The following is a 12,876-nucleotide window of genomic DNA, read 5'->3' as shown; positions in this document are numbered from 1 at the left end:
TAACGAAAAATAGATATGTTTGGAGAATAGAGGGCGGCATTTGGCATAATCCCGGGTTTGAAGCACGAAAAGTTAAGTTAATGGGGAAAAATATGGATTGACTTAATAAAATGAGTTTAGGCTGCCTGAAAACAACAAAAATGTTTTCAGGCAGCCTTTTGTATTCTCTTAAATAAGAAAATGGATTTTAGAATTTATAACGCAAACCTACTGTAGCTTCATGTGATTTCAGATTGGAATCCAAATGATTGTAACGGTAGCCGGCGTCCAAAGTCATGTTGTTGTCAATTTTATAGCCCACACCAGCCAATACACCTACACCCAATTTGGTTTCGCTTTCTTTAACTGTGCGCGTTGTTGTGGTTTCAACACGTTTAATGTGGTTGGTTGCCAAACGTGCACCTACATAAGGTTGTAAATCGCCTGTTGGGAAATCATAAATGGCAGACACACCCAAGCTGTGGGCTTTGGTTTGTGCGCTTGCGTTGTTGGTACGTTCATCTACTTTGCCATAGCGCGTGTAATCGCCAGCTACACGGAAATTACCAAAATCATAACCTGCACTAATACGTGGTAAGAATTTGGAATCTTTGTAGGATTTTTTGATACTTTCAAATTTGCTGTTTGCACGAACATGTGCCAAACCTACATCACCTTGAACATAAAAGCCTGTTTCGGCATTGTTGTAGCCAGCATTATTGTAGGTGGTTTCGGCAACAGCAAAAGAGCTGCCTGCCAATGTGGCGATTAATGTGGTTAAGCGAATGATTTTTGTCATGATACAGTCCTTATTTTTGTTTAAAACAAACGGCTGATACCGTTTAGGGATAAAGGGTTTTCAGGCTGCCTGAAAATCCAAAGATATGATTTTATTTACAACTGATGCCTTGCATTTGTGGTGTGCTACCAGCAGATAAGGGTACTTTGCAAGTGATGCCATTGCTACCTTGAATGATTAATTGGGATTTGCCACCTGCATTTTCTGCGCTGATGTTTAAGGGTTCTTTTGCGCCCGAACCAATGGCGGAAGCAGCCGCGCTGGTAATCAAATTGGCATCGGAAAAACCTGATGTGTTATTGGCGATTTGGGGTTCTTTTGCGGCAACTGGTAGGGCAAGAAGCAAAAGTGCCAATGAAGCTGCGGTAGTGAGTTTTGTGTTCATAAAGTAAGCTGAAACCTTTCGTTCAGTAATTCATTCAGTAATCAAAATCGTCGAATGACAGTATGGCAATATACCGAAAAGCAGGCGGACTGGGGATTTTTTTACATCATTTTAACGATTTCGTGGCGTAGATTGAGACTATTTTGTATCCAATCTGCCGATAAATTGCCTTGTAAACGGCAATTTGCAATCCATACACCCAAAGGGCGTTTGGTGTTTAAACTAGGGCGAATAAAGGCTGCCTGAAACGGTAAACTATGTTGTTGGGCAAATTCTGCGGCACGGCTGTTGGCTTCTTGTAATACTGCATACCATGTTAAGTCCAGATGTACCGATTCTACTTGTAACACCAATAAACGTGCAGCAAACCAATCGGCTTCTTCGGTAAAAAATTTGGGACTATGCTGATTAAAATCATGACGTGAGGCCGCAATCATTTGTGCCATTAAACGGATTTCAGGCAGCATGGACTCGCTTACGATATCTCGGTGAAAAAAACCGTTGTGTGTATGAAACAAATCGGTGCGATGGGCATTACCATCGGTTAATAAACAAATTTGGCGTGTTGGGGGTTGAACATTAATCTCATGTTTTAGAGCGGGCATCATGGCGGTTTCCTTGTGAAATCAATGCAGCCTGAATGGGGAATATGACGGTTCAGGCTGCATACAAAAAAACCGCCACGTTTGTTTGAACGGAGCGGTATAGGCTGTGTTGTTTTTCTAACTGTTGCCTTATGCAACGCATAACAAAGTGTACCGCGCCTTAGCGTGGTACCACCAATAGTTTGCAACAGTCAGAATAAAGTGTTTCATGTTTGGTCTCTTCAAAAATGTGGGGCGTAATGTAAAGAAAATGGAAACAGATGTCAAGTTTTTCTGTGTTTTAGGCTGCCTGAAGTTTAAGCATAATGCCCTGAACCTAAAATTAGGGCTTTGTTTGCACCTGTCGCAATATGGGGATTACTGGGCGTGCGATTAACCCAACAGGCAGCCAACCATGCGAATGCGGCGGCTTCTACCCATTGTGGGTCAAGGCTTAATGTGGCCGTACTGTGTATTTCGGCTTGTTCGGTAAACAAGGTTTTCAGGCAGCTCATTAAAACAGGATTGCGTATGCCGCCACCACAGACATAAATTTGCTGAACATAGGGGGCTGCCTGAATAATGGCAGCGTGTATGCTGTTGGCGGTAAACTGCACCAAAGTACGCATTACATCGTATGGGTTTTCCTTGCCATGAAGATGACTTTGTAACCATGTTAAAGAAAACAGTTCTCGTCCTGTGCTTTTGGGATAGGGCTGCTTGAAATAAGGGTGTGCCAACAATTTATTCAATAATTCAGGCAGCACTAAACCTTGTGCGGCAATTTCGCCATTGGTATCGTAATCGTGTTGCCAAATGTGTTGCGCCCAAGCGTCCAAAAGCATGTTGCCTGCACCTGTGTCAAAACCGATGGGCGGTGTGTTGGCATGCAATACGCTGATGTTGGCAATACCACCGATGTTGAGTACCACACGGCTTGTGTTTTCTTTGGCAAAGAGAGCTTGATGAAAGGCAGGAACGAGAGGTGCGCCTTGTCCGCCTGCTGCTAAATCACGGTTGCGAAAATCACCTATGGTTAAAATACCTGTTTTTTCTGCCAAAAGTGGTAAATTAACCAGTTGAATACTGTATCTGTGTTCTGGTGCGTGGCGTATGGTTTGACCATGGCAACCGATGGCAGTGATGTTATTGGCGGACAAGTTTTGTTGGGTGAGCAGTTGGTGGACGGTTTGGGCGTACAGTAAACTGAGTTCTTGCGCCAAAATTTGACTGCGGTGTAATTCATTGTTGCCTGTGTTTTGTAAATCCAGCAAAGCGGTTTTCAGGCAGCCTGAATAGGGCAAGAAAGCATGTGCTAATGCCCCTTGCCATTGACTGCCATTCATGCTGATGAGAACAGCATCTGCGCCGTCCATGCTGGTACCTGACATGATGCCGATGTAAAGTTGTGTGTGTTTCATGGTTTAGGAAAAATAGGCTGCCTGAAAAGCACAAAACATCAAAAACGGTCAATCTATGCAATCCATTGCACGATTTCATCTGATGATTTGCGTGATTTGGGTTTGATGTCTTTGGCACGGTAGCCTAAAGTCAGCATAACGGAAACACCCCATTCTGCATGGTCAAACAGACCTTGTTCACTCATGATTTGATTGACTGCTGCGTAATTAAAACCTTCTATGGGGCAAGAATCAATGCCAAGCAAAGCTGCGCCTGTCATCATGTTTGCCAATGCAATATAAGTTTGTTTGCTTGCCCAATCAAACAGACTGCGTTCGCTGTCTAAAATGGCAATGTCATCTTGTTGGAAACGACCGTATTTGTGCATGGCGTTGGCGGCTTCTTCACCAACAAAACCACGCCGCGCAATCACATCTTGGAAAAAAGGACTGTCGTAACGTGCATTTTTCTTGGCTAAAATCACGACAATATGGCTGGCATCATTAATTTGGGTTGCCATACCCCAACAAACGGGTTTTAAACTTTGGCGCACAGCGGGATTTTGAACTACCAAAAAACGCCAAGGTTCAGAACCCACAGAGCTGGGCGACAATCTGGCACACTCTAAAATGGCAGCAAAATCGTTATCGCTGATTTTGCGTTCGGGGTTGTAAGTACGGGTGGCGGTGCGTTGGCGTAATACTTCAATCAGTTGTTCAGGTTTCAGAAAAACAGTCATTGTGCTTATCTCTATTATGATTAAAATGGTTTTCAGGCAGCCTGAAACTTTTGGTCACACTCATTTTAACACGGTTGTAGGAGATGGATTTTATACGCTATTTTGCAATTTTTTGATAAAAATAAAACTTTATTTAAGTAAACACGGGGCAGATATGAAATCTACCCCTAATAAGCCGAGTTTGGTAGAGGTTTCAGCCTTTAAGTGGAAAAAATGAACACCATAATCATGGTTTTTCAAAGTTTTAACCTGAATGAGCCATCAATGTCAAGTTATGTTATTTGACTGCTTAACATTTCTTAATTTACAATATTGTTATGGTATAACAATTGAGAGTTGAGTTTAAGTGATGTTTACAAGAAAAATCATAACAACTGCCCTGATGTTGGTTTATGCCAATGCACTTGGGGCAGACAATGCAGAAATCAATGAAGCCAGACCAGAAGAGCATGCGATTGAATTAGAAGAGATTCAAGTCAGCAGTAAACGCAATATTGCTACAGCTTTACCTTTTGCACGTGGTCGTAAAGCCAGCGATGTGGTTATTGATGGTAAAGCGTTCAAAACCCGCTCTGCTACTTTGGGCAACGCATTGGCAGGTGAATTAGGTGTACACAGCAATCCGTTTGGTGGTGGCGCAAGTGCGCCGATTATTCGTGGACAAGAGGGTGCACGCATCAAAATTTTGCAAAATGGCTCGGACGTGGTGGACATGTCTTCGCTCTCGCCCGACCACGCAGTTGCTGCGGATACTTTATTGGCACAGCAGGTGGAATTGGTGCGTGGTACGCCTACTTTATTGTATGCCACCGCTTCGCCTGCGGGTGTGGTCAATGTGGTGGACAAGCGCATTCCAGATAAGCTGCCCAAGCATGGCGTGGAGGGCGAGTTTGCAGTGCGTACTGATTATGCGAGTAAAGAAAGAGCGGTTAATGCAGGTATCACTTTGGGTTTGGGCAATCACATTGCCATTCGTGCCGAAGGTTTAATTCGCAAATCAGATAATTACAAGGTACCTGGGGTTAAGCTAGGGGAAACTTTGACATACTTACCTGATACGCACAATAAATCCAATGTGGGAACGATTGGTGTGTCTTGGGTGGGCGAGCAAGCTTATTTAGGTGCTTCATACAATAAACGCCGCGACCATTATGGTATTCCAGGGCACAATCATCAGTTTGATAAAGGGGGATTTCATATTTTTAATACCGCTAAAAACCTGTGGTCACCCGAACGCAAATATTTGCTTGCCTATCCACACTTGATGCGCGATGAAGATGTGTCCAATAATTTGCACGATGCCCATACGGGCACATCACACGACTTAAATGGCAAGCATAGCCACGACAACCCTTATGGACACAAACACGATCACAGCAGCCCAGGACCTGTTATTGACATGATTTCCAAACGCTATGATGTACGTGGCGAATGGCGTAATCCATTTAAAGGCGTGGACAAATTCAAACTCAGTTTAGCGTGGGCGGATTATTATCATGATGAAAAAGATGATGGTAAAGCCTACATCGGTCCAAATGATACCTCAGCAAAAGTAGAGCACATTTTATGGGAACGACAAAAAAACAAAGGCAGACCCAATGCTTTCTTTGGCAATAAAGGTTTTAACAGCCGTTTTGAAATTCATCATAGTCCATTTAAAGGATTAACAGGCGTTTGGGGCGTGCAATATCAAACCCAGAAAAGCTATGCTACCCGTCCTGCAGTAAATGGCAATGACTGTGAATTCATCCTTGATGAACATGGCAATATTCAATACGATAGGTACGGTGACCCACGCCAACGCTGTAATACATTTGGCGAACGCGATCCACGCCAACGTCGCCCTTTGGTACACAATACCAATAAACAATTCAGTATTTTTGGTATGGAACAATTCAAATGGCGCAGCATCACATTGGAAGCTGCCGCCCGTTGGGAAAAACAAAGCATACCGATTCAGTATAATATGGACGAATTGGCAATCTACACTCCACCGAAAGCCCCTAATACCGCCATGCCTGATTTAAGCACATATCGCCAAAAAGCCTTATCTTATTCAGGCAGCCTGTTATGGGACGTTACACCTGAATTGCGTTTGTCGTTTACGGCTTCACACAATGAACGACTGCCCACGCCTATGGAGCTCTACTATCACGGCAAACATTTGGCAACCAACTCTTTTGAACATGGTAACCGCGATTTGCGTAAAGAAAGTTCCAATAACTATGAAATCGGTTTACGCTACGCAGGCGAGCGTTGGGACGCCAAAATCAGTGCGTACCAAAACCGTTTCAAAAATTATATTCACAACGAAACCATTTATCGCGAAGGCAATTTGTATGCACGCCGTTATTTGCAAGCACAAGCACGGTTTCATGGGGTAGAAGGTGAAATCGGTTTCAAAATCACACCAAACCACAAAATTACCGTATTTGGCGACGTGGTACGTGGTAAATTATTCAAGTTGCCTGCAATTTATGGTCCTGTTATGACCGAAAAATATGCTTGTGTAGATGAATGGGGCGATCCCGACACCTGTACACGTTTTATAGGTTATGAAATGGTTAAACGTCCCGACAGAAATGCCTCTCGTGTACCGCCTACTCGTTTGGGTTTTCGTTTCAACAATCAATGGGGTGAAAATTGGTCTTCCAACTTGGAATACACGCGCGTGTTCACACAAGACAAGACGTCTGATTCATTGTACACGCGCGACAAATCAGATGATGACCCAACACGCAAACAGGGCAATACCTTGAATACTTTCCCCATTCAAGAAGATACCACACGCGGTTATCATTTGCTTAATGCAGGTTTAACCTACCACAAGCACATTGGCAACACCGAATTTTCTGTAACCCTACAAGGCAATAATTTGTTCAATCAGAAAATTTACACGCACACTTCGTATTTGCCATATGTGCCGCAGATGGGGCGTAATTTTGTGTTAGGGGTAAATATAACATTCTGATGAAAGAAAAAATGTCATCACATATAGTCGTTTCAAATTAACACGGACAAGGCGATAACGAGAGCCGTGTACACTTCATATTAATACATAATGGCGTTGGCAACGCTGTACTTTTTTAATTTGAAATGACTATCAATTAAGGCTGCCTGAAACCCTTTCAGGCAGCCTTAAATTTAATACACGCGTGCGTGCAGCAACATATTCATGTTCAATGCCCCTAATAATTGATTGTGTGTATCACAGACCAATAAACCATTGATGTTTTTCTCCTCCATTAACTTAATCGCCTCACTTGCCAAGCGTTCAGGCGGCAAGGTAATCGGATTGTGTTTCATCACATCATCAACTTTTAAATCGGCAAAATGGTCGCGGGTTTCAAACAAACGGCGCAAATCACCATCGGTAACAATCCCTTTCAGGCAGCCTGTTTCATCTACCACAGCCAACATGCCCAAACCTTTTTCACTCATTTGGAAAAGGGCGGTTTTCAATAAAGTGCCTTTTACCACAGATGGCACAGCATCATCGCGTACCATGATATCCGCAACCGTAGTTAGCAGTCTGCGTCCCAAGCTGCCTGCTGGGTGGCTCAATGCAAAATCATCTGGGGTAAAACGGCGTGCTTGCAACAAAACCACAGCCAAAGCATCACACAATGCCAAAACAGCTGTGGTGCTGGACGTGGGTGCCAAACCCAGTGGACAGGCTTCTTGTGAAACTGAAGCTGTAATGTGTATATCAGCATGGCGTGCCATTGTGGAATGCGGTTTACTGGTTATGCCAATTAAAGTAATGCGTTTGCGTTTGAGTGCAGGCAAAATTTGTACAATTTCATCACTTTCACCCGAATTGGACAAAGCCAAAATCACATCGTTATCCGCGACCATACCCAAATCGCCATGTGCAGCTTCAGCAGGGTGGACAAAAAAAGCAGGTGTTCCCGTTGAAGCTAGAGTAGCAGCCGCTTTGCGCCCAATGTGTCCTGATTTACCCATGCCCATCACAATCACGCGACCTTTGCATGTCAATAATGACTGAATGGCTGCCGTAAAATATGTGTCAAGTGAGTCAGCCACTTCTTTAATCGCGTGTGATTCGGTGTGCATAGCGGCACGCGCCCATTGTAAATAATGTTCCGACATATCCTTTATTCTCCTGTTGGTTCTGATTTTCAGGCAGCCTGAAAGGTTTTACTCTGTTCAAAGACTTCAAAACGCGTTAGCATAGTCCACTTTAAAAACCACAAATCAGAAAGGCATCACAATATGACCATTTTAGCCGAAGTTAAAAAATTGGGACAACAAATCTGGTTGGACAATTTATCACGCAGCTTGATTCAAAGTGGTGAATTGGCGCATATGCTGGAACAAGGTGTATGTGGCGTAACATCCAATCCTGCTATTTTCCAAAAAGCCTTTTCAGGCGATGCACTTTATGCACCCGAAATCGCTCAATTAAAACAAGCAGGCAAAACTGCCAAAGACATTTATGAAACATTGGCGGTGGCAGATGTTCAGGCAGCCTGTGATGTGTGCCGAGCTGAATTTGACAGCAGTCAAGGCAAAACAGGTTTTGTGAGTCTAGAAGTATCGCCAGAATTAAGCCACGATGCACAAGGTACAGTTGTCGAAGCCAAACGTTTGTATGCAGCCATCAATCGCCCTAATGTCATGATAAAAGTGCCAGCCACCGATGCGGGTTTAGAAGCCCTAACCGAATTGGTCGCAGAAGGCATTTGTGTAAACTTAACCTTATTGTTTTCACGCGAACAAACCCGCAAAGCCTACGCCGCTTACCAAGAAGGCATCACACGCCGTTTGACAACAGGTGGCAAAGTAGCACACATTCAAGTGGTTGCCAGCTTTTTCATTTCACGCGTAGATGCCGCTTTGGACACAACGCTGCCTGAAAACTTACAAGGCAAAACTGCCATTGCGCTGGCAAAAGTTGTCTATCAAGATTGGCAACAGTATTTTGTTGCACCTACATTCAGCAAACTGCAACAACAAGGTGCAAATCCAGTATCGCTCTTATGGGCATCAACAGGTGTAAAAAATCCAGATTATTCAGATACATTGTATGTGGATAGTTTAATTGGACAACATACTGTCAATACTGTTCCCGATGCCACCCTTAAAGCCTTTATCGCACACGGTACCGCAGCAGAAACGCTGCCTGAAAACACCGAAGCCGCATTGGCACACATTACCGAAGTAGAAAATTTGGGCATCAATCTAGAAACTTTGGCAACGCGTTTACAAGACGATGGCTTAAAACAATTTGAAGAAGCCTTTGCCAAATTGTTGGCACCATTGGCATAAATCATTTCACAGGCGGGTTTCATATCCGCCTTTTCAATATTTTCAGGCAGCCTGAAACCATTTTGACAAGGAAACATCATGCAAAATTACATCTTCAAAATTGCCACGCAAGCCAAAACCGCATTTTACCAACTCGCCCAAGCCGATAGCGCAGCCAAAAATCACGCGCTCATGATTTTGGCAGATTTGATTGGGCAACATGAAAACGATTTGCTCGCCGCAAACACCCAAGACCTTGAAAATGCAAAACAAAAAGGTTTGGATAAAGCCATGTTAGACCGCTTGAAAATCCATTCAGGCAGCCTGAAAACCATGCGCGAAGGTTTGCTGCAAATTATCGCGCTGCCTGACCCTGTGGGCGAAATGGACGAATTTCGTTTACGTCCCAATGGATTACGCATAGGCAAAATGCGTGTACCGCTTGGTGTGATTGGCATGATTTACGAATCTCGTCCGAATGTTACGGTGGACGCGGCGGCTTTGTGTTTGAAATCGGGCAATGCCTGTATTTTGCGTGGTGGCAGCGAAGCGTTTCACAGTAATATGGCGTTGGTAAAGCTGATAAAGCAAGCACTTAACCAAGCAGATTTGCCCGAAAACGCAGTGTGTTTTGTGGAAAATACCGACCGTCAATATGTGGGCGATATGTTACAAACGGTTGATTTGATTGATGTGATTATTCCGCGTGGAGGTAAAAGTTTGGTGGCACGGATTAGTGAGCAATCGCGTGTGCCTGTGATTAAGCATTTGGACGGCATTTGCCACGTTTACATTGATGAATTTGCTGATAAAACAAAGGCTTTGGATATTGCATTCAATGCCAAAACTTCGCGTTATGGTACTTGCAATACAATGGAAACTTTGTTAATCCACACAAAACGCGCTGCTGAAATTTTGCCTGAATTGGCGGATTTGTACACGACCCAATCGGTAGAATTGCGCGGCTGTCCGAAAACACGAGCCATTTTGCCGAATGTTGAAGTGGCAACCGAAGCAGATTGGGCGACGGAGTATCTTGCGCCGATTTTGTCTGTCAAAGTTGTGGATAATTTTGATGCAGCAGTCGCACACATCAACCAATACGGCAGCCACCACACCGATAGCATTGTTACCGAAAACTACACGCTGGCAAACCGCTTTTTGCGTTTGGTGGACAGTGCGAGCGTGATGGTAAACGCTTCCACGCGTTTTGCAGATGGCTTTGAATACGGTTTAGGTGCGGAAATCGGCATTTCCACCGACAAAATCCATGTACGCGGACCTGTGGGTTTGCACGGCTTGACTTCGCAAAAATGGGTGGTATTGGGTGATGGGCAAATTCGCATATAATCATTTTTAGGTAAACTGATGTATATAGTCGCAGAATTGAAAAAGCACTATGGCGTTACCAACGCCCTTATTTACTGCTGTACACAACAAACGTTGTCATCTTTTATTGCTTTTTCACTTCTGCGACTCTAGAAATCAACCATGTTATTGATACAACAGATTGAGAAAATATGCTTTTAACATTTCAAAAGGCATATTATCTGTATAAATTACAGATAATGTATTTTTAAACGTATTTTGACGGAAAGATTTATTATGAAACAAAATAAAATCATGTCCTTGATTGTGCTTACCGCTTTGACTGCTTGTTCCCACAGTACCAACCAAAACATTCCTATCCAGACAAGCGAACAGAAAGCACCCGTCATGTCGCCCAAAAAAACCGAATTAACCCAACACCCCATTCCGCAAAATTTGGATTTTTCGCAATTAAAAGGCGAAACAAAATCATTTGAACTCAATGGTCAAACGGTATCGTATCGCGCATTTGAAAACATTGTGTATGTGTTAAATCCCAGCGATACACGCTATCAATTCATGAATGTGTACATTCCCGAAGCCTATTTCAAAGGCGAAAGCGTGGACGGTTTCAATGCCCAAACCGCACCGATTTTCTTGCCCAACCACGTTGGCGGCTACATGCCCGCCACAGCCAGCAAACCGCAATTAGACAGACGTAAACAAACCCCAAATTCAATTATGACCGCATTATCAAAAGGTTATGTGGTTGCCAGCGTGGGCGCACGCGGTCGCACCGAAGCCACAGGTCGCGCGCCTGCCGCCATTTTGGATTTAAAAGCTGCTGTTAAATACCTGAAATTCAACGACAAAAATATGGCTGGCGATGCCAACAAAATCATCAGCAATGGCACATCAGCAGGTGGCGCATTGTCGGCATTGCTCGGCACCAGTGGTAATGCGCCCGAGTTTGCGCCACTTTTGCGTGAAATGGGTGCAGCAGACGCTTCGGACGACATCTTTGCTGTGTCCGCCTACTGCCCGATTACCAATTTGGAACACGCGGATATGGCTTACGAATGGCAATTCAATGGTGTGAACGATTACGAAAAAATCCAAATCAATCAATTGGGTTACGATGTGGAACGTAAATTGATTAAAGGTACACAAACCGCCGAGCAAATTCAGCTTTCAGGCAGCCTGAAAAATCTTTTTCCAAACTATATCAATAATTTAAAACTGCATCATCACACTTACAAAACCCAAAACAACAAAGTCGTGCCAACCAAAGAGTCTTTGACTTTAGATAAACACGGCAACGGCAGTTTCAAAAAATACATTGAGCATAAATTGTTGCTTTCCGCTCAAAATGTATTGGGTTATGAAACAACATCTTACGATAAAGCGCAAATTGATGAAGTCAAACGTGCTACTTGGTTAAAAGTGGAAAAAACCAACTTGAAAGGCGACATCAATGGTATGGTAAAAAGCGTGGATTTTGATGCATACGCTAAATCAGTTGGCAGACAAAAAACCACCCCTGCCTTTGATGGCGTGGATTTATCCACAGGTGAAAACAATTTGTTTGGCGACCAAATGATTGATAAAAAACACTTTACCGAGTTTGGTGCAAAACACAGCACCGTTTCAGGCAGCCAAACAGCCGACCCGAAAATCGTCCACATGATGAACGCGATGAATTTCACTTCAAAAACAAAATACTACCGCATTCGTCATGGTGTGAACGACCGCGATACTTCGCTTGCCATTCCGACTTTGTTGGCATTGAAATTGGAAAATGAGCGAAAAGAAGTTGATTTTTCATTACCTTGGGGGCAGGGACATGGTGGTGATTATGATTTGGAAGAGCTGTTTGCGTGGGCGAAACAAATCAGCAGCACAAAATAAAAATACAGTCGTGGAAGTGAAAATGCAATATAAGGTCAGTGCTTTTCAATTCTGCGACTGTATTATTTCAAGCAGCCTAAAAGGAAAATTTACATGATAAAATATTTGATTTTAATGAATTTATTTTTATTGAATGCGTGTCAAGCTGAGCCGAATTTTGTCGCGCCATCGGAACACACCCTGCCGCCAATCACACGCATAGCAGATGAAGATTTTAATACCCCTATGGAATGGAAAAATCTTGTGTTAAGCCCCGAGTGTTGGCTTGCCAAAGCACAAGATGGCGAGATTTTTTATCCCATTCTCAATTGCACCTTTCCACAAAAAGAGTTGCATACAGCCGCTTCTGCCAAAAATATTCATCTTTTACCTGATAGTCAGCCGATTGTTTTTAAAAATAAAGTCTTATTTTTAGGCGACCCCGACAGCCAAACCTACCCACACGGCGTTTTGGGCGATGAAATTGAAGCCAAAACGCTCTACACTTTGGACGCGCAAACGC

11 protein-coding genes are annotated in these 12,876 nt (G+C 43.5%); 5 read left to right on the top strand and 6 right to left on the bottom strand.

Annotated features, from left to right (window positions below):
- Positions 1–187: 187 nt before the first annotated feature.
- The 5 genes from Q4B82_RS07980 to Q4B82_RS07960 all read right to left on the bottom strand — a co-directional run bounded on the left by Q4B82_RS07980 (position 188) and on the right by Q4B82_RS07960 (position 3,887).
- Entirely contained in the window at positions 188–778 is a 591-nt protein-coding gene (locus Q4B82_RS07980) for an opacity family porin (protein WP_303065922.1), read from the bottom strand.
- Positions 779–869: 91 nt separating this feature from the next.
- Complete coding sequence (locus Q4B82_RS07975; RefSeq protein WP_303065921.1) at positions 870–1,163, bottom strand: hypothetical protein; 294 nt, start codon at positions 1,161–1,163, stop codon at positions 870–872.
- 101 nt (positions 1,164–1,264) lie between these two features.
- On the bottom strand, positions 1,265–1,771 hold the full coding sequence (locus Q4B82_RS07970; RefSeq protein ID WP_303065920.1) for a hypothetical protein: 507 nt from the start codon (positions 1,769–1,771) through the stop codon (positions 1,265–1,267).
- A gap of 293 nt (positions 1,772–2,064) precedes the next feature.
- Positions 2,065–3,168, bottom strand: a complete 1,104-nt coding sequence (locus tag Q4B82_RS07965) for an anhydro-N-acetylmuramic acid kinase (RefSeq protein WP_303065919.1) — start codon at positions 3,166–3,168, stop codon at positions 2,065–2,067.
- A gap of 53 nt (positions 3,169–3,221) precedes the next feature.
- Positions 3,222–3,887 (bottom strand): NAD(P)H-dependent oxidoreductase, encoded by a 666-nt coding sequence (locus Q4B82_RS07960; protein WP_303065918.1) that lies wholly within the window; start codon positions 3,885–3,887, stop codon positions 3,222–3,224.
- A 349-nt stretch (positions 3,888–4,236) separates the two neighbouring features.
- Here Q4B82_RS07960 and Q4B82_RS07955 point away from each other — a divergent pair, with 349 nt between their 5' ends.
- Positions 4,237–6,858, top strand: a complete 2,622-nt coding sequence (locus tag Q4B82_RS07955; protein WP_303065917.1) for a TonB-dependent receptor — start codon at positions 4,237–4,239, stop codon at positions 6,856–6,858.
- Between the two features lie 173 nt (positions 6,859–7,031).
- On the opposite strand, the gene Q4B82_RS07950 is transcribed toward Q4B82_RS07955, so the two are convergent.
- Positions 7,032–8,000: an SIS domain-containing protein gene (locus tag Q4B82_RS07950; RefSeq protein ID WP_303065916.1), complete on the bottom strand. Its 969-nt coding sequence runs from the start codon at positions 7,998–8,000 to the stop codon at positions 7,032–7,034.
- Positions 8,001–8,123: 123 nt separating this feature from the next.
- Here Q4B82_RS07950 and tal point away from each other — a divergent pair, with 123 nt between their 5' ends.
- The 4 genes from tal to Q4B82_RS07930 all read left to right on the top strand — a co-directional run.
- Positions 8,124–9,179 (top strand): transaldolase, encoded by a 1,056-nt coding sequence (gene tal, locus Q4B82_RS07945; protein ID WP_303065915.1) that lies wholly within the window; start codon positions 8,124–8,126, stop codon positions 9,177–9,179.
- Positions 9,180–9,257: 78 nt separating this feature from the next.
- Positions 9,258–10,508, top strand: coding sequence for a glutamate-5-semialdehyde dehydrogenase (locus Q4B82_RS07940; RefSeq protein WP_303065914.1), 1,251 nt, complete (start codon positions 9,258–9,260; stop codon positions 10,506–10,508).
- A 255-nt stretch (positions 10,509–10,763) separates the two neighbouring features.
- A complete protein-coding gene (locus Q4B82_RS07935; RefSeq protein WP_303065913.1) occupies positions 10,764–12,374 on the top strand; it encodes a subtype B tannase in 1,611 nt (536 codons plus the stop codon).
- 93 nt (positions 12,375–12,467) lie between these two features.
- Positions 12,468–12,876 (top strand): hypothetical protein (locus Q4B82_RS07930; protein WP_303065912.1); only part of this gene is annotated, 409 nt, incomplete at its 3' end.

The organism is Alysiella sp. (assembly GCF_030525755.1).
Lineage (GTDB): Bacteria > Pseudomonadota > Gammaproteobacteria > Burkholderiales > Neisseriaceae > Simonsiella.
This window is presented reverse-complemented; position numbering and strand designations above follow the sequence as displayed.

Coding starts and splice junctions, on each gene's coding strand:
- Q4B82_RS07965 (WP_303065919.1), bottom strand. CDS start 3,168: ATGAAACACACACAACTTTACATCGGCATCATGTCAGGTACCAGCATG.
- Q4B82_RS07960 (WP_303065918.1), bottom strand. CDS start 3,887: ATGACTGTTTTTCTGAAACCTGAACAACTGATTGAAGTATTACGCCAA.
- Q4B82_RS07950 (WP_303065916.1), bottom strand. CDS start 8,000: ATGTCGGAACATTATTTACAATGGGCGCGTGCCGCTATGCACACCGAA.
- Q4B82_RS07940 (WP_303065914.1), top strand. CDS start 9,258: ATGCAAAATTACATCTTCAAAATTGCCACGCAAGCCAAAACCGCATTT.
- Q4B82_RS07980 (WP_303065922.1), bottom strand. CDS start 778: ATGACAAAAATCATTCGCTTAACCACATTAATCGCCACATTGGCAGGC.
- Q4B82_RS07935 (WP_303065913.1), top strand. CDS start 10,764: ATGAAACAAAATAAAATCATGTCCTTGATTGTGCTTACCGCTTTGACT.
- tal (WP_303065915.1), top strand. CDS start 8,124: ATGACCATTTTAGCCGAAGTTAAAAAATTGGGACAACAAATCTGGTTG.
- Q4B82_RS07955 (WP_303065917.1), top strand. CDS start 4,237: ATGTTTACAAGAAAAATCATAACAACTGCCCTGATGTTGGTTTATGCC.
- Q4B82_RS07970 (WP_303065920.1), bottom strand. CDS start 1,771: ATGATGCCCGCTCTAAAACATGAGATTAATGTTCAACCCCCAACACGC.
- Q4B82_RS07975 (WP_303065921.1), bottom strand. CDS start 1,163: ATGAACACAAAACTCACTACCGCAGCTTCATTGGCACTTTTGCTTCTT.